The following is a 21,673-nucleotide window of genomic DNA, read 5'->3' as shown; positions in this document are numbered from 1 at the left end:
AGGCAAAAAAACAGATGAGGGGGTCGTTTAGTTTCCGCTGGCAGCAGGTGGGGCTGAGGTGGGCAGTGTCAGTTTATAAACCGTGACCGGCCATTTAATTGTTGGCTTGCCATTCGTGAAGGCCGCTGTGCGGTTGAGCTGCGCTGCCGGCACGTAAAGATGGCCCGTTTTATCAAGCCCCGGTGTGGCTGGCCATTGCAGTCTCGGGTCTGTGATGAGACGGTGGGGAACAGGAATGACGCCGCCACTATAGCTCAGAATACTGCCTGTCGTTACGTCAGACCAGTACATGGTGCCGTCGGGTGCTATGGTCATGCCGCCAAGTGTCGGGGTTTTAAACCACTGAGAGACACTTTCCTCCATAGCTGCGGGAGTGACAGAAGGATCTGTGAAAATACTTGTGCCAATACGTGAGAGATAACCACAGGGAGGTTGCACATAGATCCATTGTCCGTCAGGGCTGACAGCAATCATACTGGCATCAATGGCAAGCAGATGGCCATTTGCAGCCCGTACTGACCCTTTGGGCGTCAGTATAGGGCGGTGCGCAGCCAGGGCAGGATGCTGGTCAAGAAAACGGCGGGAGTGCCCGGTTTTCAGATCAACGACAATAAGGGCCGCGCTGCCTGAGTCCGGGACATAGGCCATCATACCATGAACAGCGATGCCTGAAAGAATGCTCTCTTTGCGCAGGGCAGAGCTTTCTACTGTTATGGTGCGTACAACCGTGTTTGTTTTTGTATCAATCTGCAGCAGTTTCGGTGCCGCAACTGCGGGGGCTTTGTGGTCAGGCACACCGCTGTCGAGCACCCATAATGTGCCGTCTGCCAGAAGGGTCATGCCAGCGGCTGAGATAATTCTGCTCTCAGCATCGCCTTCTGCCGTATTCCAGCTTGCGGACGGGTAAGGCGAGAGTGAGCCGTCAGGCGCAGTCACAGAAAGCTGAGGGGCTGTGTTGCCAACCCATACAGGAGCTTCAAGCACCAGTCTTTCATCAGGCAGTACAACGACAGCATCCCATACCTGTTTGTCTGACTGCAGAGCCGGGGTCAGGGCTGAAGCCTGGAGCTCAGGCTCCTTTGGCATGTGGGCAGCCTGAGCCTGGGGGGTAAAAACAGCCAGTGTAAGGCATGTGCCACAAAGGAGAGTGAAAAGGCGACGTGAAAAATCTACAGACATGAGGACACGGCTCGTGAGGTGACAGGGCAGGAATGAAGTGGGTGCAGCAATTATTTCTATCTGATGTCAGGCATCAGCTGCCTGATCAAGGTAGCGTCGGCGGATATGAGTCAGAAATGCGTCAGCCTGCAATGGAGCGCCGGTGGCATTTTTCAGAATATCCTGAAGGGGAGCACTCGATGCTTTACTATGCACGTTTGTACGCAGCCATGTCAGCAGTGGTGTAAAGTCACCACGTGCAACAGAGGGTAAAATATCAGGGTTTTGTGTGCAGGCAGCAGCACGCAGCTGCGCTGCGGCCATAGCTCCCAGGGCATAGCAGGGGAAGTAACCAAACAGCCCCTCTGGCCAGTGAATATCCTGCAGGCATCCCCGGCGGTCATCGGGCACCTTCAGTCCCAGCAGAGAATGGATGCCGTCATTAAATGCAGCCGGCAGATCTTTGAGCGCGAGGTCACCTGAGATCAGCGCTTTTTCAAGTTTATAGCGCAGTAGAATATGTGCGGGGTAGGTCACCTCATCAGCATCCACACGAATAAAGCCCGGGCTCACCTGTGTCAGGTGGCGGTGCAGGTTGTCGGCCTGCCAGGCTTTAGTGTCCGGCGCGTTCATGCCTTTTTGTACAACAGGTGCCAGCCAGTCGGCAAAAGGCCGTGAACGGCAGATCTGCATTTCCATTATCAGAGACTGGCTCTCATGTAGTGTCATGCCGCCAGCCTGACCAACCGGCTGAGAGATCCACTCAGCAGGCAGCCCCTGATCGTAGAGCGCGTGCCCGGTTTCATGGATAATACCCATCATGGCGGGAATAAAGTCAGACTCGTCGTAGCGCGTGGTTATTCTGACATCATATGTCGCACCACCACAGAAGGGATGAAGACTGACATCAAGGCGGCCGCGTGCGGCATTAAAGCCAAGCTGCTGCATCAGGCTGCGGCCCAGAGCCTCCTGCCTGCTGGTGGGGAACGGGCCCTGCAGAGGGAGGGCAGGTGGCAGCGCTGCCTGACGATCAAGCACGGAACCAATCAGTTCAGGTAACTGCGCCTGAAGCTGCGTAAAAATCGGGTCAATATCGCTCTGACGGGTGCCGGGGTCGAAAGTATCAAGCAGCGCATCATAGGGGGAGAGGCCCAGAGCATCCGCTCTGGCGCGGGCGGTCTGCTGCGTGAGGGTAAGAACCTCCTGCAAATGAGGCAGGTAGCCTGCATAATCGCTGTTTTCTCTTGCTTCGCGCCAGGCCATTTCACTACGGGTTGTTGCCTGCGTCAGAGCTTCAACCAGATCACCGGGCAGAGCAGTGGCCTGCTGATAACTGCGACGCATCAGAGCCAGGTTTGTGCGTTGCCAGGGTGTCAGGCGTTCAGCAGGCAGCGCCTCTGCGGCATCAAGCAGATCAGCCGTTTTCGCTGATACAGTCATCTCATGCTCAAGGCCGGCCAGGGTGGCCAGCACATCGCCGCGTCGTTCGGCAGCACCATGTGGCATGATGACTTCTTTATCCCATGACAGAATGCCTGAAGCATCTCTGAGAGAGGAAAGACGGGCAAAGTGGCGCTCAAGAGCTTGATAGGTCGTGGTCATACGGGCAGCATACCGCACGAACGGGGTAATCGAAAAGTTTTGTTGTCACATATCTCATAGCTGCCAGAGCGTGGCAGAGGGAGAATACGCACTATGTCACACTCTTCTGAGGCCGGTCCGGTCGGGATGGCACTGAGCTGGCTTGCTCAGGGAGATGCAGAGCGTGCCGCGGATATGCTCCGTAACGTGCTGGATACAAACCCTGCTGATGCTGATGCCTGGCACGCTATGGCCTGTGTTGTCCGTGCCGGTGGTGATGCTAAGGCAGCTGCGGGGCTTGCGGGGCAGGCCATACAGCTCAGGCCTGAAGCGCATTTTCATATAACTCTGGGGCTGGCCTTGCTGGCTCTCGGTCATTATGAGGAGGCACGGGCTGCGGTTAATGTGGCGGTAGCGGAGTGCCCCCGCGACCCCAGGGCGCACCTGGCGATGGCTGAGGTGCTGGAAGCGCAGAATCGTACAGATCATGCTGAGCAGGCTTTGCGCAATGCTCTGCGCTTGCGCCCGCTTGAGGCTGAGTATCACTCAGGCCTTGCTGCCTTTCTTGCCCGGCAGGGTAAGGTCGTTGAGGCTGTTGCGGTTTCAGAAAAAGCAGTTTTGCTGACACCTGATGATATTTTTTCACAAAATCAGCATGCCCTTTTGCTTGAGAAAGCCGGGCGGATAGATGAGGCGCGCCCCTATTTTTCAGCGGTTGCAAAAGCTCTGCCTGATAATGCAGCAGCTTTGTCAAATTATGGTGTGGCGCTGTTTGAAACCAGCAGGTTTGACGAGGCGCGTCAGCTGTTATCCGATTCTGCCAGGCTGAAACCTGATGCATCGAGAACACGGAGTAATCTGGGGCTGGTGCATATGGCACTGGGTGACTTGCCTCAGGCCGTGTCTGAGCTTCATTACGCGCTTGCTCTGGAGCCTGATGACGCACGGCTTGTCGTTAATCTGGGCACAGCCCTGGCAGATAGTGGTGAGGCAGATAAAGCAGAAAGTTTGTTTCGTGCCGTAGCAGGTAATCAGGCAGCTCCTGATGCTGATCGCGTCAGAGCGCGGTTTAACCTGAGCACCCTGTTGCTGGCTGATGGCCGCTTTCATGAAGGATGGGCACTTTTCGAAAATCGTAAACTGATTGCGCCGTCCGGAGGGCATCAGGGGCTGCCGGAGTGGCATGGGCAGCAACAGGCTCAGCCCGTTCTGCTTTATGCCGAGCAGGGGCTTGGAGATACGCTTCAGTTTATGCGCTATATTGATGCAGCAGCTGAGCGCGCGCCAGTTATACTAAGCGTGCCACAAAGCCTGTATAGTTTTTTTAACGCAGCCTGTTTTACGCAACGGCAGCGTATGACGTTTCTTAACGCTGAGAGTTGTGGTGCAAAGTGTGGTGCCGTTGCAGCCTGTTCGCTGTTAAGTCTGCCTTATGTACTGGGGCAGGATGAACCTGTGTCCTGCCAGCTTTCATTTTCTGTCCCTTCCGTTAGGGAGGGGGGCGTACAAACCGATCCGGCAAATGTGACTATCGGGCTGTGCTGGGCAGGTAACCCTGCCTATCGGTTTGACAGACGTCGCTCTCTCAACCCGGTATGTCTTGCACCATTCGGAGAGGTCGCAGGGGTTTGTTACCAGTCTTTGCAGGGTGACAGTATAAGCTCTCCGACATTCCCACTGAGGCCGTTGCCGGGAGGAGATATGCTGCAGACAGCTGCTCTGATTGCTACGCTTGAGGGGGTTGTGACAGCGGATACGGCTATTGCACATCTGGCCGGCCTGATGGGCAAACCGACCTGGCTTTTAAATCGTTTCGGAGGGGACTGGCGATGGGCGGAGGGCTCATGCATGCGCAGTTCATCTGGTGAGGTTGTAAGCCGGTGGTATCCCTCCGTGAGGGTTATGACACAGCCTGCACCGGGTGAGGGGATGCAGCCATGGGCAGAGCCTGTTGCACAGGTGGTAAGGGCTCTGTCGCAGTTTGTAGAAAAACGGGCTTAAAGAGTGTTGCTCTCTTTTGCGACTTTCTTATGATGCCGGGCATGACACGTTATTCTTCTGAGGGTGCAACGCCCGCCATGCTCCAGTGGTTCACGCTAAAGGCTGAAAACCCTGAGGCACTGCTGTTTTTTCGTATGGGTGATTTTTATGAGCTCTTTTTTGATGATGCCAAAGGAGCGGCAGCGGCACTTGATATTGCGCTGACAGCGCGTGGCTCGCACGCGGGTGAGCCGATACCGATGTGTGGTGTTCCGGTTGCTGCGGCATCGGCTTACCTTGCGCGTCTTATCCGTCGTGGCTTTCGTGTCGCAGTAGCTGAGCAGACAGAAGCGCCGCGTAAAGGCAAGGGCGCAGGTAAAGGTCCGCTGGCCCGTGCTGTGGTGCGCGTGGTTACACCTGGTACCCTGACGGAAGATGAGCTGCTTGAGCCCGGTCGCTCTAACCTGCTGCTGGCCCTGGCAGAGGGTGTAGCTCCCCGGCGCGGAAGAGCTGATAAAAATGCTGAGGTCGCAGCACAGTCTCAGGCTCCTCTGGGGGCTGCCTGGATTGACGTTTCAACTGGTATTTTCGAAACAGCCAGCATCAATGCAGCCGCTTTGCCCGGGTTACTCGCCCGCCTTGATCCGGCTGAAATTCTGGCACCGGCACAGCTTGAGCTGGGTGATTTTGATAGCCGCCGTGCACCTGAAATGCCTTCCTCACCAGCAGAGTCATCGCGAAAACGCCTTGCGGCAGACTTTGGGGTAGCAAGCCTTGATGCTTTTGGTACCTTTGCGGATGAAGAAGCGGTCGCGGCCGCTCTTGCTGTTGAGTTTGTCAGGCGCAGTCAGGCAGGACAGCTCCCGCGACTCGCCCGTCCCATGCCACAGGCGGACGGCAGCACCATGGGGATTGACCCGGCAACACGTTCAAGTCTCGATATTTTGCGTGCCCGTGATGGCGGTGTGGAGCATACGCTGTTCTCGGCTGTGAACAGAACTGTGACAGCTGCGGGAGCCCGCCTTTTAGCCGAATGGCTGGCTTCTCCGCTGACAGATGTTGCCCGCATCACGGATCGTCAGGATGGCTGGTGCTGGCTGAAAGAGGCCCCGGCTGCCCGTAATGTACTGCGTGAAGCTTTAAAAAGAGCGCCTGACATTGCCCGTGCTCTGGGGCGTCTCTCTCTGGGGCGTGGCCAGCCACGTGATCTGTCTGCGGTCAGAGATGGTCTGGCTGCCGCACGGGTTGCTGCTTCTGCCTTTGATAATAAAAATGATTTGCCATCAGCTCTGATCAGGGCTGTCGGTCAGCTTGGTAAAGCTGCGGCACTTGAACAGGAGCTTGTTCGTGCGCTGGCTGAAGAGCTGCCAGCCCGTCTTGAGGATGGCGGGGTGATTGCACCGGGTTATGATGCGCAGCTCGATGACTCCCGTGCGCTGCGTGATAACTCACGCCGGGTTATTGCCAGCCTGCAGAATGCCTATGCCGATCGCTTTGGTGTTACAACGCTTAAAATTAAACATCATGCGCAGCTTGGTTACGTCATTGAGGTGCCTGCGGCGGCTGGTAAGCGTTTGAAAGATCGTGAAGATCTCCTGTTCAGGCAGGGCACGGCCACCAGTTCGCGCTTTTGCACAGAAGAACTCTCTGAGCTTGATACGAAAATTTCTGAGGCAGCAGATCATGCTGCCGCGCGTGAGCGGGTTTTATTTCGTCAGTTGGCAGAGGCTGCGTTGGCAGAGAGTGATCTGCCACCTCTGGCTCAGGCTCTTGCTGTGCTTGACGTGTTTCAGTCGTGCGCAGGCCTTGCCGCGGGTGGAAGCTGGTGTCGCCCCGAGGTCACGCAGGATCAGGCCTTCGATGTGCGGGGGTGTCGTCATCCTGTGGTAGAGGCCGCATTGCCATCAGACGGGCGTTTCACACCGAATGACTGTGATCTTTCTCCCGGGCGCAGTGTTATGCTGCTTACCGGTCCGAATATGGCTGGTAAATCAACCTTCCTCCGGCAGACAGCTTTCGCGGTTATTCTTGCTCAGGGGGGCTTCCCCGTTGCTGCTGAAAAAGCGCATATCGGCATTGTTGATCAGCTTTTCTCGCGTGTTGGTGCCTCAGATGATCTCGCGCGTGGTCGTTCGACCTTTATGGTTGAAATGACTGAAACGGCTGCGATTCTTAATCAGGCCGGGCCGAACTCTCTGGTCGTGGTTGATGAAATTGGCAGAGGAACAGCAACCCTGGATGGTCTTTCCATCGCCTGGGCAGTGCTTGAAGCTCTGCATTCAACGATACGCTGTCGTGCTATTTTTGCAACTCACTTTCATGAATTATCAGGTCTGGCAGAAGTTTTGCCTCGTCTCTCCCTGCATACCATGGCAGTGAGAGAGTGGCAGGGGCGTATTGTTTTTTTACATGAAGTCCTTGCAGGATCAGCAAAAAAAAGCTGGGGTGTACATGTGGCGATGCTGGCTGGCGTGCCACCTCAGGTTGTTGAGAGAGCCCGCAGGCTTCTGAACGAACTTGAAGCGCAACACTCTGTCGGAGTAAAACCCCTTCCTTTGTTTGAAGCGCAGAAGATATTACCGCAACAGGATGAAAATGCGCTAAAAGCACGTTTGCTCGAGCTGGACCTCGATACTCTGACGCCCCGCTCAGCCCTGGATATTCTTTATGAGCTGCGTAAAGAGTTAGAAAGCTCTGAGCCAGAATCGATGTTATGAATTAATTAAGCAGAACCCCAAGCCGACGGATTGCAAGCAGGAGCATATGTCTAACGCCACCGTAAACACTGCCGCTGTGCAGTATGAGCCTGTAAAACAGACTTCTATTACACCGCAGGATCTTGCTGTCTGCCTGACACGAGAGCTGAAGGACATCATTCCTGAAGGGGTAAGTGTGCCTGACAGAGACCAGGCTGTTGCCATTTTCAGGCGTTACCTTGGGCGTTATCAGGCGGATGTACGCCGGCGTTTTGAGCAGCATGAGCTGAAAGGCACTCTGGCTGCAAAAGAGATATCAGCTTTTACTGATGTGATTGTGCAGGGCACTGTCGATCTGGCTTTGCGTGCCACTGCTGAAGGTAATGGTGGTACAGAAACCCGCAGGTTTGCTGTCGCAGCAACCGGAGGGTACGGACGTGGCCTGCTCGCGCCTTTCAGTGATGTGGATCTGCTTTTTCTTACCGAGGCGGAAGACGTTGCGGCCACGCATCGCCTTGTTGAGTATGTTTTATACTTTCTGTGGGACCTTGGGGTTAAGGTCGGGCATGCCACCCGCTCTATTGAGGAATGTATAGAAGAGGCCCGTAAAGATACGACCGTGCGCACCGCCCTGCTTGATGCGCGGTTGCTGGCCGGTAATAAAGCGCTGTTTGCTATGTTTGAGGCCCGCTATATTGTGGCCTGTGTTGAGGCTGGCGCTGCCGGATTTATCACTGACAAACGCCGCGAGCGCCTTGAGCGGCATCGTCGTTTTGGTGACAGCCCTTATCTGGTTGAGCCAAATATAAAAGAAGGGCGCGGCGGTCTGCGTGATTTGCAGACGTTATACTGGATGTGTCGCAACACATTTGGCACCCGTCATGTGACAGATCTGCTTGCTCCTGATTTTATATGGATGGGCCTGCTGACTGAGCAGGAAGTTGCCCGTGCCCGCCGTTCATGGGATTTTTTATGGACGGTCAGGCTGCACCTTCATTATGTCGCGGGTCGTGCTGAAGATCGCCTGACATTTGATATGCAGCCGGTTATTGGTGCGCGTATCGGTTATACACGTCATGGCCGTCAGAATGGTGTTGAGCGCTTTATGCGGCATTATTTTCTGACAGCCCGTGAGGTTATGCGTCTGACGCATGTGCTCGAGCCTGCTGTCTTACGGCAGGCGCAGGGCGCAGTTGCAACCGCCCCCAAGCCAGATGCTGAAATGCGGGATGCCGGCTTTACTCTGGTTGACGGGCAGATTTTGCCCGAGAGCGGCACCTCGTTTGAGCGTGAGCCGATCAGAATGTTACGGCTGCTTGACTGGGCGCGTATAAGGCGCAAGCCGTTACACCCTATGGCGCGACACGAGCTGATCCGCTGGGAGAGCAGGGCAACAACGCTCAGGGATAATCCTGAAGCAGCACGTATTTTCCTTGATCTTCTGTGTGGTGAGGTTGCGCCTCCGCCGCCACGCCGTCGTCGTGACGCTGTATCAGTTCCCGATAGTGTGAAGGAGCGGGATGCGGTGCCGGGGCATGCGCACTGGCTGCATATTCTTAACGAGACCGGCATTTTCGGGCGTCTTATACCTGACTGGAGCCGTGTTGTCGGGCAGATGCAGTTTGACACGTACCATGTCTTTACAGTTGATGAGCATACTATTGAGGCGGTACGTATCCTCGATGAAGTCGTTGCAGGGCGTATGGCTGACGAAATACCAGTGGCATACGAACTGGTAAAAGACCTGCACTCACCGCGTTCGTTGTATATGGCTGTGCTTTTGCATGACATCGCTAAAGGACGGGGCGGGGACCACTCAGAGCTGGGTGCTGAAATAGCTTTGGAGCTTTGTCCGCGGCTTGGGTTCTCTGCAGAAGAAACGGAAACAGTGTCATGGCTGGTTCTGCACCATCTGTTACTGAGCCATACTGCGTTTCAGCGCGATATTGATGATCCGAAGACCATTCTTGATGTCGCTGATGTTGTTCAGTCTCCCGAGCGGCTGCGTCTTCTCCTTTTGCTGACTATTGTCGATATACGAGCGGTCAGCCCGCGTGTCTGGAATGCCTGGAAAGCCACCCTGCTGCGTGAGCTTTATGTGCGTGTGGCTGAGGTTCTGGCAGGTGGGCTTGCCACCACTGAGCGCGATGTGCGTGTGCGCCATGCTAAAGATATGATTGCTGAAACTCTGACAGAGCATGAGATGTCTCAGCAGGACATCGATCATTTTCTCGGTCTTGGCTATGCAGGATACTGGCTTTCGTTCGATCACGAAACGCATAAGCGCCATGCACGTCTGATTTGTGAAGCTGATGCGCGCCATGCCCCTCTGACCGTAGAGACCGTACCTCTGGCTGACCGTGGCGTGACAGAAATTATTGTCTACAGCCGCGATGTGCCTGGCCTTTTCTCTAAAATTGCAGGAGCCTTAGCGCTGGCGGGTGCATCTATCGTTGATGCGCGTATTCACACCATGACACATGGCATGGCGCTTGATACCTTCTGGGTTCAGGATATGGTTGGCGGCGTTTATGAGGAAACTCCACGTCTGACACGGCTTGCCAGTCTGATTGAGCAGGCTCTGAGCGGGCATATGGATGTTGGTGCCGAAATCGCGCAGGCTGGTTTTGGTCATATGCCTATGCGTATGCGCGCCATTCATGTGCCGCGGCGTGTCGTGATTGATAATGGTGCATCAAATACACATACGGTTATTGAAATTAACGGCCGTGACCGTCCGGGGCTTCTGCACGATGTCACAGAGGCAATGAGCAAAGAAAGCCTTCAGATTGCATCGGCACATATTACGACATATGGCGTGCGTGCAGTTGACGTATTCTATGTCAAGGATCTGTTTGGTCTGAAAATTACCGATAAAACCCGCCTGGCAGAAATTCGTGAGCGGCTGCTGGTGTGCATGAAAGAAGCTGAAGAAGAAGCTCATGCTGTAGTGGATTCAAAAATCTCAGCCTGAGAAATTCTTTGAGAAATAAAGAAAAGGCGGCAGGAAGTCTGTTCCTGCCGCCTTTTTTATTTTGTTATTTTCCGGGACTGGCAGGTGACAGGCCTTCAGCCAGGCCATCGCGTAAAATACGACCGGTATCAGAGGCCGGGTCGATAAGCCCGTAGCGTAAAAACAGGTCAATCAGCACCAAGTTTACATTAAATTTAAAGTCATCTGTGTCACGTACCAGCGCAAAAACCTCTTCTATCGGGTAAAGGTGAAATGATTCAACTTCACCATCTGCTGCGACAGGAACGAAACTTTCAGGTAGCAGAAGGTCGTAGCAATAAAGAATGTCGCGGCGCAGGCCCTCGGGACGGTCGAGAGAATAGACGATACGGCTGACTTCCTTTGCCTGTACGGCCAGCTGTTCCTGAATATCAGCTTCTTCAGCCGCCTCTTTAATCAGGGCAGCAAAGGGGGCGTGACCTGCCGGTACACCGCCGGCAACAAGATGGTCGAGTTTGCCCGGGTCGAGACGTTTATTGCTCGCTCTGCGGCCTGTCCACAGATAAAGACCATCAGATTTTTTAACCAGGCCATTCATATGCACGCCAGATGCAAGCAGGCCAAATAAAGGCAGCGCACCACGGTCTATCCGGGCTACCGGTGCAAGCCCTGGTGCAGTAAACACATCAAACAGTTCATGGTGTGAACGATAAAACCCTTCTTTGGCGAGTTTTTCGCCCAGTGCTTCGAGAGCCGCAGGGTCAGTAAGGGTAAAGCCGCTGTCTTGTGAGCCAAGGCCTTCCTGCTCCAGCCTGCCGGCGATGACGGGATCAATCCAGCCGGCATGGTGCATACCTAGTGTGAAAGGAGAGCGCTCTCCTGGCACAACAGCAGTGTTGCACTGCCTGAGATGACGAAGGAAGGGGGCATTGTCAGCTGACATATTTAATCCTGTCGTGTTCGGCTCCGCGAGAAAGGCTGTTATCCCGCACCTCTCAGAGGGTGGCAAGCAACATATTAGGCTTGCAAAATGTTAAAGGCGTGGCACATCAGAAGAATGTCTCCTCGTCAAAGGCGTGTTTCCGGTGCACCCCAAAAACCGGCTTCTGTGACGATATCGCGTCTTTTGCCCTATCTCTGGCCTCGTGGAAATATGGGGCTGAAGTGGCGGATCCTGCTTGTTCTGCTCGTAATGGTGGGGGGTGAACTGGCAACTCTGGCTGTGCCGCTGGTGTATAGCCATGTTGTTGACCGGCTTTCGCACCCTGTCAGTATGGCTATCGTGCCTGCCGCTATTATCCTGGGTTACGGGCTGGTCAGGCTGGTGTCAGCAGCCCTGACGAATTTGCGTGATTCGTTATTTTCTCCTGTTCGCTTCAGGGTGGCTCGCCAGGCTGCGTTGCGTAGTTTTGAGCATATGCACCAGTTATCTCTGCGTTTTCACCTTGACCGAAGAACAGGGGGGGTAACACGTTCGATTGAGCGCGGCACAGAAGCGGTAGAGACTTTGCTGCGGATGGGAATGTCATTGTCGCCTACAATTTTGCAGGCCTTCCTTGTTGCTGCGGTTATATGGCGTGTTTTTGACTGGAAATATGTTGTTCTGATCGCGCTGATGATCGCGGCCTATATTCTCTTTACAATGAAGTTTACATCATGGCGGCTGAGTATTCGTCGCAGCATGAACGAGAGCAATACAGAGGCAACCAGCCGTGCTCTTGATAGTCTGCTAAATTATGAGACAGTGAAGTATTTCGGTAACGAAGAGCATGAAGCAAAACGTTATGATGCGGCTCAGGCGCGTTATGAAAAGGCAGCTCTCAGAACGCAATATTCTCTTGGCGCTCTGAATTTTGGGCAGGCTGCCATTATTGCCGTGGCTTTGACCGCTATTATGCTGCTGGCTGGCCGGGATGTTGAAACCGGTCACATAACCGTTGGTCAGTTTGTAATGATCAACACGTATCTGCTGCAGCTTTATGGGCCACTCAATTTTCTGGGGTCAATGTACTCGGCTATTCGCACAGCTCTTGTTGATCTTGAGCATATGCTTGGTCTGACCGATGAAACACCTGAAGTTAAAGACCCCGGGAAACCGGCAGAAATGACACTGACATTGCAGGGCCACCAGGCGGCCTCTGTTGAGTTTCGCAATGTGAGTTTCGGTTATAGTGATGAGCGGCAGATTTTACATGATGTCAGCTTTTTTGCGGCTCCTGGCAAAAAGCTGGCGATTGTGGGTTCGACCGGTGCAGGTAAGTCTACAATCAGCCGGTTACTATTTCGTTTTTATGATGTGTCATCAGGTGCTGTGCTGGTTGATGGCCATGATGTGCGGGACTGCCGTCAGGCTGATCTGCGTGCAGCTGTTGGTGTCGTGCCGCAGGATACGGTGCTGTTTAACGATACAATTGGCTACAACATCGCCTATGGGCGGCTTGGAGCTGCTCAGGAGGATATAGAGCAGGCGGCAAGACTGGCGCAGATTCATGATTTTATTATGTCTTTGCCTGCTGGCTATGAAACGCAGGTAGGGGAGCGCGGGCTTAAACTTTCAGGCGGCGAGAAGCAGCGTGTGGCGATTGCGCGAACTATTCTCAAAGACCCGCGGGTGCTGGTGCTGGATGAAGCAACAAGCGCGCTTGATACCCACACTGAGCAGGAAATTCAGTCTGCTTTGCGTGTTGTCTCGGCACAGCGTACCACTCTTGTTATCGCTCACAGGCTTTCAACCATTATAGATGCAGACGAAATACTGGTGATGGAAAAGGGTCGTATTATAGAGCGTGGAACACATGAGGTTCTGCTTGGCTCTGATGGCCGATATGCCTCAATGTGGGCGGCTCAGGGAGCGGAGAACAGCGCCGCGGACTGAGTGTCGTGGCATAATTTGCAATACCTGTCAGTTTTTGATGAAATTGTGGTGATAGAGCCGCACCAGGAGCTTGTGCATTATTGCTATGTGCCTCTATCGTGCAAGCCACAGATCTTACAACTCTGTATGGGTTGCAGCTCGTGTTGACGAATCGCCGGGGGTAAATCATCCGCCGCGGGGATGTTGAGAGAGGTTAAAAGTTTTTATGGATCAAAATACTTCAGGTGCTGAACCAGGTCATGAGGTGCCCGACGAGCTGGCACGCTGCGCAATGGTTATTGAAAGTGCGGTAGAGCACCTGCTTAAGGAAAATCATCCTCCGCTGGCTATTGCCTCAGCACTTCTTGGTGGCTCTCTGGGTCTGCTGGCCCGGACTATGGATAAAGAAACTATTCTCAAAATTCTTGAATCAGCCGCCGGCAGTGTCCGGGCAGGGGACGTTCATGCCTCTGCATCAGCAGAAAACAGCGCAAAAAACGAGAAAGCCTGACCTCGGCTCTTGACGTGGCGCCGTGAGTGGGTGATAAGCCGCGCCAAATACCTGAATGTGGTCGCCGGGCATATGTCTCGGCTCCGTTGCTTTTTTAGACAAGGATGAGACAATGTCCCGTCGCTGCCAGATTACCGGCAAAGGCGTGCTGAGCGGAAATAACGTCAGCCACGCTAACAACAAATCACGTCGTCGCTTTCTGCCTAACCTGCAGGAAGCTGCTCTGATGTCAGAAACACTGAATGCATCAGTGCACATGCGTGTTTCTACACGTGGTCTGCGTACCATCGAGCACAATGGCGGTCTCGATGCATTCCTGATCAGCACACCTGACCGTAAACTTCCTCAGGAAGCTCTGGTTGTTAAGCGTCGTGTTCTCCGCGCGCAGGCTAAAAAGCAGGCAGCTGCCGGCGCCTGATTCAGGGGTATCTGCCTTTTTCATGGCTTCAGCTTTGTTTTGTAACGCAGAGTGAAGTTTGTATTTCAGGTGTCTGGCAAGGTGCCAGATGCCTTTATATTAAGTGACTGGCCGGTTTCCGGCAGCCGGGTTGTACTAAGATTTTTCTGGTGACAGCACGGTGTTCGGCGGCCACAGGCGCGGGAGATTCCTTTCGCGCCTGATCTGTTTTCCGGAGGTTTTCGTGTCCGCCAAATCTGAACTTTCAAAGATCCGTAATATCGGGATCACCGCGCATATTGACGCGGGCAAGACAACCACTACAGAGCGTATTCTGTATTACACCGGCGTTTCACACAAAATCGGTGAAGTGCACGAAGGTAATACCACCACAGACTATATGGCTCAGGAACGTGAACGCGGTATCACGATTACTTCTGCTGCTGTGACCTGTGACTGGAACGATCACCGCATCAACATCATCGACACACCCGGACATATTGACTTCAACATCGAAGTGAACCGTTCTTTGCGTGTTCTCGACGGTGCTGTGTTCATCATCGAGGGTGTTGCCGGTGTTCAGCCTCAGTCAGAAACGAACTGGCGTCTGGCTGATCGTTACAACGTTCCCCGTATCATCTTCATCAACAAGCTCGATCGTACCGGTGCTGACTTCTACCGTGCATTTGACACGCTGAAAGAAAAGCTCGACATCGTTGCTATTCCTCTGCAGCTGCCAATCGGTGCAGAAGACCAGTTCCTTGGTGTTGTCGACCTGGTCGAGATGAAAGCGATCGTCTGGGAAGGCGGTGAGCTGGGTGCGAAGTTCCATGACGAAGAAATTCCGGCTGATCTGAAAGAGAAAGCTGAAGAAGCGCGTCAGGCTCTGCTTGATACAGCTCTGGCTGTTGATAATGCTGCTATGGAAGAGTATTTCGAAAAGGGTGAAGTCTCTGTCGAAACACTGAAACGCTGCATTAAAAAAGGTACCATCTCCGGTGAGTTCCGTCCGGTTCTGTGTGGTACTGCGTTTAAGAACAAAGGCGTTCAGCCCCTGCTCGATGGTATTCTTGATTACCTGCCAGCTCCTGACGATGTTGAAGGTATTCGCGTTGCTCCACCAGAAGGTGAAGAAGAAAGCGAAAACTCTCAGCCTGTTATCCCGGTTGACCCCGATGGTAAATTTGCTGGTCTGGCCTTCAAAATTATTAACGACAAATACGGCACGCTGACCTTCGTTCGTGTTTACCGTGGTGTTCTGAAAACAGGCGACACCATTATGAACACAACCAAAGGCCACAAAGAGCGTATCGGTCGTATCTATCAGATGCATGCTGATAAGCGCGTTGAGCTGAGCGAAGTTCATGCTGGTGATATCGCAGCTTTCGTTGGTCTGAAAGACACACAGACCGGTGACACGCTGGCAGACGGATCTGATCCGGTCATTCTGGAACGTATGACTTTCCCGATTCCGGTTATCGACATCTCTGTTGAGCCACGCACAAAAGACGCCGTTGAGAAAATGACACTGGCCCTGCAGAAGCTGGCTGGTGAAGATCCTTCTCTGCAGCTGAAAACCGATCAGGAAACAGGTCAGACCATTCTGTCAGGTATGGGTGAGCTGCATCTGGACATCATCATTGACCGTCTGCGTCGTGAATATGGCGTTGATGCGAACGTTGGTGCACCTCAGGTTGCTTATCGTGAAACGATTTCTCAGCCTCACACAGAGATCTATACCCACAAGAAACAGTCTGGTGGTTCAGGTCAGTTCGCTGAAGTGAAAATTGAGTTCGCTCCTCTTGAGCGTAACGCAGGTATCCTGTTCGAAAACAAAGTTGTCGGTGGTTCTATTCCTAAAGAATATATCCCGGCAGTTGAAAAAGGTATCCGCGTTCAGTCTTCAACTGGTGTGCTTGCAGGCTTCCCGACCGTTGACTTCCAGTTCACGCTGCTCGACGGTAAATACCATGACGTTGACTCGTCAGCTCTTGCCTTCGAAATCGCTGCGAAAGCATGTTTCCGCGAAGGTATGAAAAAAGCCAGCCCGGTTATTCTGGAGCCAATTATGGACGTAGAGGTGACAACACCTAACGACCATGTTGGTGACGTGGTGGGTGACCTTAACCGTCGTCGTGGTATGATCCAGAGCCAGGAAACTTCAGGTTCAACCGTTATGGTTCGCGCTCATGTGCCGCTGAAAGAAATGTTTGGTTACATTTCTCATCTGCGTTCTATGACGAAGGGTCGTGCATCCTTCACCATGCAGTTCCATCATTATGATCCGGTTCCACGTAACGTGGCTGAAGAGATTATGTCTGCTTCTAAATAAGTTTTTATTAGAACTTATTGTGTTAAGAGCCGCCCTTGAAAAGGGGCGGCTTTTTTCATGTTCTGATGGATTAATAAACATACAGGAGCTGATATTTTGCTGCTGCCCTGCGGGTATTGCCAGAAAGTAAAACCGCCCTGATCACATAATATGATACTTGTCAGGGAAGTTTTATATTTTCGTCTTCTTCCTGCGGCTGCTTTAATTTTTCTGCCCATATAGCTCTGATTTCTGCTGCACGATCAGAAAGCACTGAGTGTTTGTTTGATTTTTTTGCTTTAGCTGGCAATAATTTTGGGTAATTATTTGTTGTGGAAGCCGGAGTTTGCTGAGGGATATCAGGATGTGCTGACTTCTCAGAAGCATTTACTGATTGTTTTGCTGTGTCACTATTAAAAGAGCTGGCCTGTGAAAAGGATGAAGAATACGCCATAGCCTCATTGCACAGAGAACTATTGTTCAGTTCAGGGTGAAAAGCTCTGTTACCTGATGATAGTGCAAATTTCAAACCGACTGCTGCGGCAAGGTTGTTAATAATTTCCGTTTTGAGAAGCGTATTTTCTTCGTGCAGGCCTGGTGTGAATATTTGTTGCCGGGCTGCTGGTCTGAACTGAATAAGCGGAAAAATGTTTCTGAGTGCAGAGGTGGCTGCAGCCTGACTGACACCATTTATATGAGCGGTTATCTGTGGGTTTTTGATAGAGCCGGTAATATGAAAAGACTGTGCTGTACGATTATCTTTTGTATCCTGCGCATGAGTGGTCAGGTAATAGTCGAGTGTGTTGTTGCGAAAATCAATAATACCATTACCAAAAGTTTTTATTTTACTTGTGGCAAGAAAAAAGCTTTTGTTGTGAAAATCCCGTTTCTGAGAGGCATATCAGCAATCAGACAACGCAGTTCAGTATTGGATGGATTGCCTATGGCTGAGAGCACAGCATTGGTAAGTCTCATTCCCAGAATATCGGGCAGAAAGGCAGTTATATTTTCGCCCTGGTCAAGTACAAGCGTCAGGTTGCCACTTCCGCCAGCGATGAGAGTTGCGATACTGTTCCCCTCTGAGGTGAGGGTGATGTGTCCTCCCATAATGCCCTGTGCATGTGATGCGATATTAGTTCGTGTAAGGCGGGCTATATCCAGCTGGTTAAAATCAATACGGGCTGCAGCCTTAAATTCATCCCCCTGAGGGCGGAGGCTGGCTGAGCTGGCAATCGTACCATTTCCAATTTTAAAGTTCAGGTGTCGGACAGCAATGTTGCCGTTGGAAACAGAAAGTTCTGTGTCAATGTTATCGAGCGGTAGCCTGTTATTCTGGAGATGTACGCCCTGAAAAAGAATGTGGGCATTCACGTTATATAATTTAGGAATATTGACCGGAGTATCTGACAGGACCTGGTTATTTGTGTTGTCATGCAAAGGCAGGCTCTGATTATTGCTGTCATAAAAGCCAGTCAGGTCATTTGAGTTCATATTGCGTGAAAAAAGACTGGCATCGATAAAAAGTGGGCTTGTATGAGGGGTAATCTGTACCGTGCCGCTGATATCGCTCTCTCCGGTTTTACCAGAAAGGTTTTTAAAAGTAATTCTCTCAGGCGAGTAATCTAGCGCACCGGTCAGAACATAACCGGGCGTCTGTGGTGCTGGCCAGCCTGTAATGGAAGCAAGTCGGGACATGTCTGCCCCTGTAAGTTTGAATCTTAGCTGCGCTCCGATAAAAGTAAGGGGCTGGTCAATCTGCCCTGTAACTGAGAGAGCTGTGCTGCCATTCTGAACTGTCAGACGGATGGGATAAGCTGTGTGTTCATCCAGAGCAGTCAGAATGTTTCCGCCGGTAAATGAGAGAGTTATAGGGTGCTGAGCATAACGTCCTGTGGCATTTATGCGTAAAAACCCTTGTCCATCTGCTGCTCCAGGGGTGGATTCTATCCTGGCAATAACATCTGTTTGCATAGGGTCATGCGTAAAATGTAAAATGCCCGAAGTGATATAAATCTGCCCATTACGAAGGAGTGTAAATAATTCTTCTTTTCTGGTTTTGCCAGGAGAGGTGAACGTATAATTATTAATATTATTTTTTAGTGTAATGAGATCTATATCGGGATGGTTGAGTGTAATTTTTGAAAAATTAAAAGTTTTAAATATGAAATAGTCTATCGTATTAAAGGATAGTGAGGCGTCTTTTACTTCTGCAAAATTATTTTCAGCATCTGAAAAATTATCGGGTTGTGCAATTTTCACCCCTTTCATCCGGATGGTTGTCGTAAGACCAGGAGAGATAGAGAGATGTTCAATACTGACTTTGCGGCATAGCAGAGCGCTCAGGCGAGTGTTGAGCTGAGGGATAAACCAGTCCCACTACCAGAAAAAAATATAAGTAATAATAATTGCGCTAAAACATAGAAGGCTGCCAAGAATGCGCTTTTTTAAGAAAATATTTTTTATATTTAAATGAATATATCTGGATAAAAGAAGCATGGAAATTAGTTTTCATAAATCTATTATTTTTTAAAAATCAACCAGATGAAGTGGTATGCTTTATTTTGATCTGAGAGTGGCAGATTGTTTTGTTTGTTTTCTGGTTATCCTGATGAAAGAATTTAGTTATTAAAAAATTAAATTATTGTAAAGGAGTAAAAAATATTTTTGCCTGAGGTATGACCGCTGTTATCTCGTTTATTGGTTGTACGGCCACACCTCAGGCACTGTTACTCTTTTTTCTTATTTTTTCTGGTCAAGTTTTATACGCCATGCTGCCCGTACTTCTGCTGGTGTCATAGTGTTTGACTTTGCTGGTGGTCTGCGTCGGGCAGGCTGGTGGTTTGTAATGCCATTTTTATTCGGAGTGCTGGTGGAACGAGATAGATTTCCGGTGGTAATGCCAGAGCTTGGTGCCGCGTTGACTTCCTTTACCGCTGTGGCGCAGAGGGATTTATTGCCGACACCGAGCTGGATTGTCGGAAGAAGTGCCAGAGGCGGGAACACGACACCCAGGCCGGCGGCGATGGCTGCACGCCCAATAATTTCCGCACCAGGTAAAATGGTGGGGTCTTTTATCGGGCCATAAATATGAAAAGCTCCGGGGAGGGAGGCGATTGTGAAGCCACGTGAGCGTGTCGTCAGGTAATAGTTGAGTGTATTATTACGAAAATCTATCGTGCCTGTGCCCGTGGTGCGGGCCTCACCTGTTTCAAGCAGTAAAGCCTTTGTTGAAGCGATGCCATTTTTAAGAGGCATATCCGTTATGAAGCAGTGTATTTCAGTATGCGAGGGGATGCCAATAGCTGTCATGACAGCGTTGGCAAGCTGCAGGCCGAGCAGATTGGGTAAAAAAGCGGTGATATTGCCGCCCTGATCGAGAATGAGTGTCAATCCTCCATTACCTGCGGCCATCAGGCTGGCAACAGAGTTCCCTCTTGCGGTGAGTGTCATGTGCCCACCGATAATTCCTTTTGCTTTTGACTTCACAGTGGCCTGCATAATATGACCCAGGTCAATGCGTGAAAAATCAACGCGGGCACTCGTGTCAAAGAGTTTTCCTGCGGGTTTCAGGCTCGCTGTGCTGGCTATGGTGCCGCTTCCTACACCAAAATTTAGCTTTTTGAGTGTAATAGCTCCGTTTGTGACAGAAAAATCGACATCAATATTATCGAGCGGAAGGTTTTTGTTCTCAATATGTGTGCCGTGATACGTCAGATGTGCATTAACAGCATTGAGCTTAGGAATATTGATAGGTGTTTCAGGTAAAATAGCATCGCTTCTGGCGTCGCTTTTTTTCTGTTGGGCGGTTTTGTCGGGAGAGGCGCCGATAAAACCTCCGAGGTCACTCAGGTTGACCTGTTTTGAAAAAAGTTCAGCCTCAACAAATACTGGTTTTGTATGTGGGTTGAGCTGAATTGTGCCGCCGATATCACTGGTTCCAAGCTGCCCTGAGAAGTTTTTGAAAACAATTTTGTCGCGGTTATAATCAAGGTTGCCAGTGATGGCGTAAGCCGGAGTGTGTGGAATGGGCACGCCGGTAAGGGGGTAAAGCAAGGCCATATCCGGCCCGGCAAAATGGAGTTTAAGCTGCGCGCCGGAGAAAGTCATGGGCTGGTCAATCTGCCCGGCCAGAGAGGCTGTTGTTTCACCGTTCTGTATTTTCAGATCGACAGGATACGGGTTATTTTCACTCATGACAGAGAGTAGCGCTCCGCCCGTAAAAGTTGCTGTGACAGGCTGTTTCGCATAGCGGCCACTGGCATTGATATGCAGAATACCTCTGCTGTTCTGAGTGGTCGGATCAGCCTGAATTGTCGCTGTGATATCAGCCTGAAGGGGGGCGTAGACGACATGCAGGCGTGTTGCAGTAACTGAGAGTTTGTCGATCTGAGGAAGAGTGAATGAGCCTGAGCTTTTTTGCTGAGCAGGTTTTCCATCTTCAGTGAATGTAAAATTATTTAAATCATTTTTGAGAGCAATCAGATCGGCATCGGCACCGTTGAGCATAACGGCTGGCAGATGAATTTTTCTGTCTTTGATAAAATCGATGACACTGAATGAAACCGTGATCTCCTGTGCAGTCGCAAAGGGACGTTTTTCGCCACTGAAAGTCGCGGGCTGTGTGATTTTTAAACCCTCAACGCGTACGGTTGTTACAAACCCAGGGGAAATATGCAGGTGTTCAATTGTTGTTTTGCGGTGCAGCAGCGCCGTAAGGCGCGTATTGATCAGGGGGATGAACCAGTCCCACGACCAGAACAGAATAAGTATACAAAACAAAACAAAAAAACCGCCGAAGGCTGATATAATCGGGTGTTTTTTTAAAAAATGAGAAGCAGATATTTTTGTGGTCATGACAGTTCTTAACATGCTCTCGTAACAGGGTAAAAGCCTGGATTTGCAAGGCGTTATTATAAGAAACCAAGGAATGACAGGGTATAAACACCTTCTTTCCAGATAATTTTTTATGGTTTTTAAGTGAAGAAAGTGTCAAAATTTTAATGAACTATATAAAATATCTCTGATAGATGGGTTAAGGAAATGCTTTTACCTCGCTGATTCTGCGGTTTCAGAGAATATCGTTGTGCTTGCTATACTGGCTGAGGCATATTTTGCGAGGTGATATCAGCGATGGCTGCATTTATGCTCCTGCTGGTTTGTCTCCCTGGTGCTGTGAGATATACATGAGCATGCTACGAGCCCTGGTAGCGTTCTCTCTCTCTGGCATGTGTT

Annotated in this window: 13 protein-coding genes; 7 read left to right on the top strand and 6 right to left on the bottom strand. The window is 51.3% G+C overall.

Annotated features, from left to right (window positions below):
• Positions 1 to 27 precede the first annotated feature (27 nt).
• Both GOB58_RS02985 and GOB58_RS02980 read right to left on the bottom strand, forming a co-directional pair.
• Positions 28 to 1,179, bottom strand: coding sequence for an L-dopachrome tautomerase-related protein (locus GOB58_RS02985; protein ID WP_173559315.1), 1,152 nt, complete (start codon positions 1,177 to 1,179; stop codon positions 28 to 30).
• 66 nt (positions 1,180 to 1,245) lie between these two features.
• Positions 1,246 to 2,760, bottom strand: a complete 1,515-nt coding sequence (locus GOB58_RS02980; protein WP_173559314.1) for a carboxypeptidase M32 — start codon at positions 2,758 to 2,760, stop codon at positions 1,246 to 1,248.
• A 93-nt stretch (positions 2,761 to 2,853) separates the two neighbouring features.
• Between GOB58_RS02980 and GOB58_RS02975 the strand changes: the two genes are divergently transcribed.
• Genes GOB58_RS02975 through GOB58_RS02965 form a run of 3 tightly spaced genes read left to right on the top strand, consistent with a single transcriptional unit; the run spans position 2,854 to position 10,389 of the window.
• Positions 2,854 to 4,740, top strand: coding sequence for a tetratricopeptide repeat protein (locus GOB58_RS02975; RefSeq protein ID WP_173559313.1), 1,887 nt, complete (start codon positions 2,854 to 2,856; stop codon positions 4,738 to 4,740).
• A 41-nt stretch (positions 4,741 to 4,781) separates the two neighbouring features.
• A complete protein-coding gene (gene mutS, locus GOB58_RS02970) occupies positions 4,782 to 7,436 on the top strand; it encodes a DNA mismatch repair protein MutS (RefSeq protein WP_173559312.1) in 2,655 nt (884 codons plus the stop codon).
• Between the two features lie 46 nt (positions 7,437 to 7,482).
• Entirely contained in the window at positions 7,483 to 10,389 is a 2,907-nt protein-coding gene (locus GOB58_RS02965; RefSeq protein ID WP_086554984.1) for a [protein-PII] uridylyltransferase, read from the top strand.
• A 64-nt stretch (positions 10,390 to 10,453) separates the two neighbouring features.
• Here the strand turns inward: GOB58_RS02965 and GOB58_RS02960 are convergent, their stop codons facing one another.
• Entirely contained in the window at positions 10,454 to 11,311 is an 858-nt protein-coding gene (locus GOB58_RS02960) for an NUDIX hydrolase (RefSeq protein ID WP_173559311.1), read from the bottom strand.
• A 114-nt stretch (positions 11,312 to 11,425) separates the two neighbouring features.
• Between GOB58_RS02960 and GOB58_RS02955 the strand changes: the two genes are divergently transcribed.
• The 4 genes from GOB58_RS02955 (at position 11,426) to fusA (ending at position 16,462) form a co-directional block, all read left to right on the top strand.
• Positions 11,426 to 13,243 carry an ABCB family ABC transporter ATP-binding protein/permease gene (locus tag GOB58_RS02955; protein WP_173559310.1) on the top strand — a complete coding sequence of 606 codons (1,818 nt, stop codon included), beginning with the start codon at positions 11,426 to 11,428 and terminating at the stop codon, positions 13,241 to 13,243.
• Positions 13,244 to 13,448: 205 nt separating this feature from the next.
• On the top strand, positions 13,449 to 13,733 hold the full coding sequence (locus tag GOB58_RS02950) for a hypothetical protein (protein WP_173559309.1): 285 nt from the start codon (positions 13,449 to 13,451) through the stop codon (positions 13,731 to 13,733).
• Between the two features lie 112 nt (positions 13,734 to 13,845).
• A complete protein-coding gene (rpmB, locus tag GOB58_RS02945) occupies positions 13,846 to 14,151 on the top strand; it encodes a 50S ribosomal protein L28 (protein ID WP_086554988.1) in 306 nt (101 codons plus the stop codon).
• Between the two features lie 223 nt (positions 14,152 to 14,374).
• Positions 14,375 to 16,462 carry an elongation factor G gene (gene fusA, locus GOB58_RS02940; RefSeq protein ID WP_086554989.1) on the top strand — a complete coding sequence of 696 codons (2,088 nt, stop codon included), beginning with the start codon at positions 14,375 to 14,377 and terminating at the stop codon, positions 16,460 to 16,462.
• A gap of 160 nt (positions 16,463 to 16,622) precedes the next feature.
• Here fusA and GOB58_RS02935 read toward each other — a convergent pair whose 3' ends face one another.
• From GOB58_RS02935 to GOB58_RS02925, 3 genes are all read right to left on the bottom strand, one after another.
• Positions 16,623 to 16,970 (bottom strand): hypothetical protein, encoded by a 348-nt coding sequence (locus tag GOB58_RS02935; protein ID WP_173559308.1) that lies wholly within the window; start codon positions 16,968 to 16,970, stop codon positions 16,623 to 16,625.
• A gap of 311 nt (positions 16,971 to 17,281) precedes the next feature.
• The gene (locus GOB58_RS13260) at positions 17,282 to 18,700 is read right to left on the bottom strand and encodes an AsmA family protein (protein ID WP_173559307.1); all 1,419 of its coding nucleotides are present in this window, start codon (positions 18,698 to 18,700) and stop codon (positions 17,282 to 17,284) included.
• A gap of 480 nt (positions 18,701 to 19,180) precedes the next feature.
• On the bottom strand, positions 19,181 to 21,295 hold the full coding sequence (locus GOB58_RS02925; protein WP_173559306.1) for an AsmA family protein: 2,115 nt from the start codon (positions 21,293 to 21,295) through the stop codon (positions 19,181 to 19,183).
• Positions 21,296 to 21,673 lie beyond the last annotated feature (378 nt).

It is taken from the genome of Acetobacter thailandicus, assembly GCF_011516655.1.
Lineage (GTDB): Bacteria > Pseudomonadota > Alphaproteobacteria > Acetobacterales > Acetobacteraceae > Acetobacter > Acetobacter thailandicus.
The sequence above is the reverse complement of the archived record's forward strand: the minus strand, read 5'-3'. Positions and strand labels throughout refer to the sequence as shown.

What these genes read in the sequence shown, in the direction of transcription:
- GOB58_RS02985 (WP_173559315.1), bottom strand. Translation starts at nt 1,179, where the DNA reads ATGTCTGTAGATTTTTCACGTCGCCTTTTCACTCTCCTTTGTGGCACA.
- GOB58_RS02980 (WP_173559314.1), bottom strand. Translation starts at nt 2,760, where the DNA reads ATGACCACGACCTATCAAGCTCTTGAGCGCCACTTTGCCCGTCTTTCC.
- GOB58_RS02975 (WP_173559313.1), top strand. Translation starts at nt 2,854, where the DNA reads ATGTCACACTCTTCTGAGGCCGGTCCGGTCGGGATGGCACTGAGCTGG.
- mutS (WP_173559312.1), top strand. Translation starts at nt 4,782, where the DNA reads ATGACACGTTATTCTTCTGAGGGTGCAACGCCCGCCATGCTCCAGTGG.
- GOB58_RS02965 (WP_086554984.1), top strand. Translation starts at nt 7,483, where the DNA reads ATGTCTAACGCCACCGTAAACACTGCCGCTGTGCAGTATGAGCCTGTA.
- GOB58_RS02960 (WP_173559311.1), bottom strand. Translation starts at nt 11,311, where the DNA reads ATGTCAGCTGACAATGCCCCCTTCCTTCGTCATCTCAGGCAGTGCAAC.
- GOB58_RS02955 (WP_173559310.1), top strand. Translation starts at nt 11,426, where the DNA reads ATGTCTCCTCGTCAAAGGCGTGTTTCCGGTGCACCCCAAAAACCGGCT.
- GOB58_RS02950 (WP_173559309.1), top strand. Translation starts at nt 13,449, where the DNA reads ATGGATCAAAATACTTCAGGTGCTGAACCAGGTCATGAGGTGCCCGAC.
- rpmB (WP_086554988.1), top strand. Translation starts at nt 13,846, where the DNA reads ATGTCCCGTCGCTGCCAGATTACCGGCAAAGGCGTGCTGAGCGGAAAT.
- GOB58_RS02925 (WP_173559306.1), bottom strand. Translation starts at nt 21,295, where the DNA reads ATGACCACAAAAATATCTGCTTCTCATTTTTTAAAAAAACACCCGATT.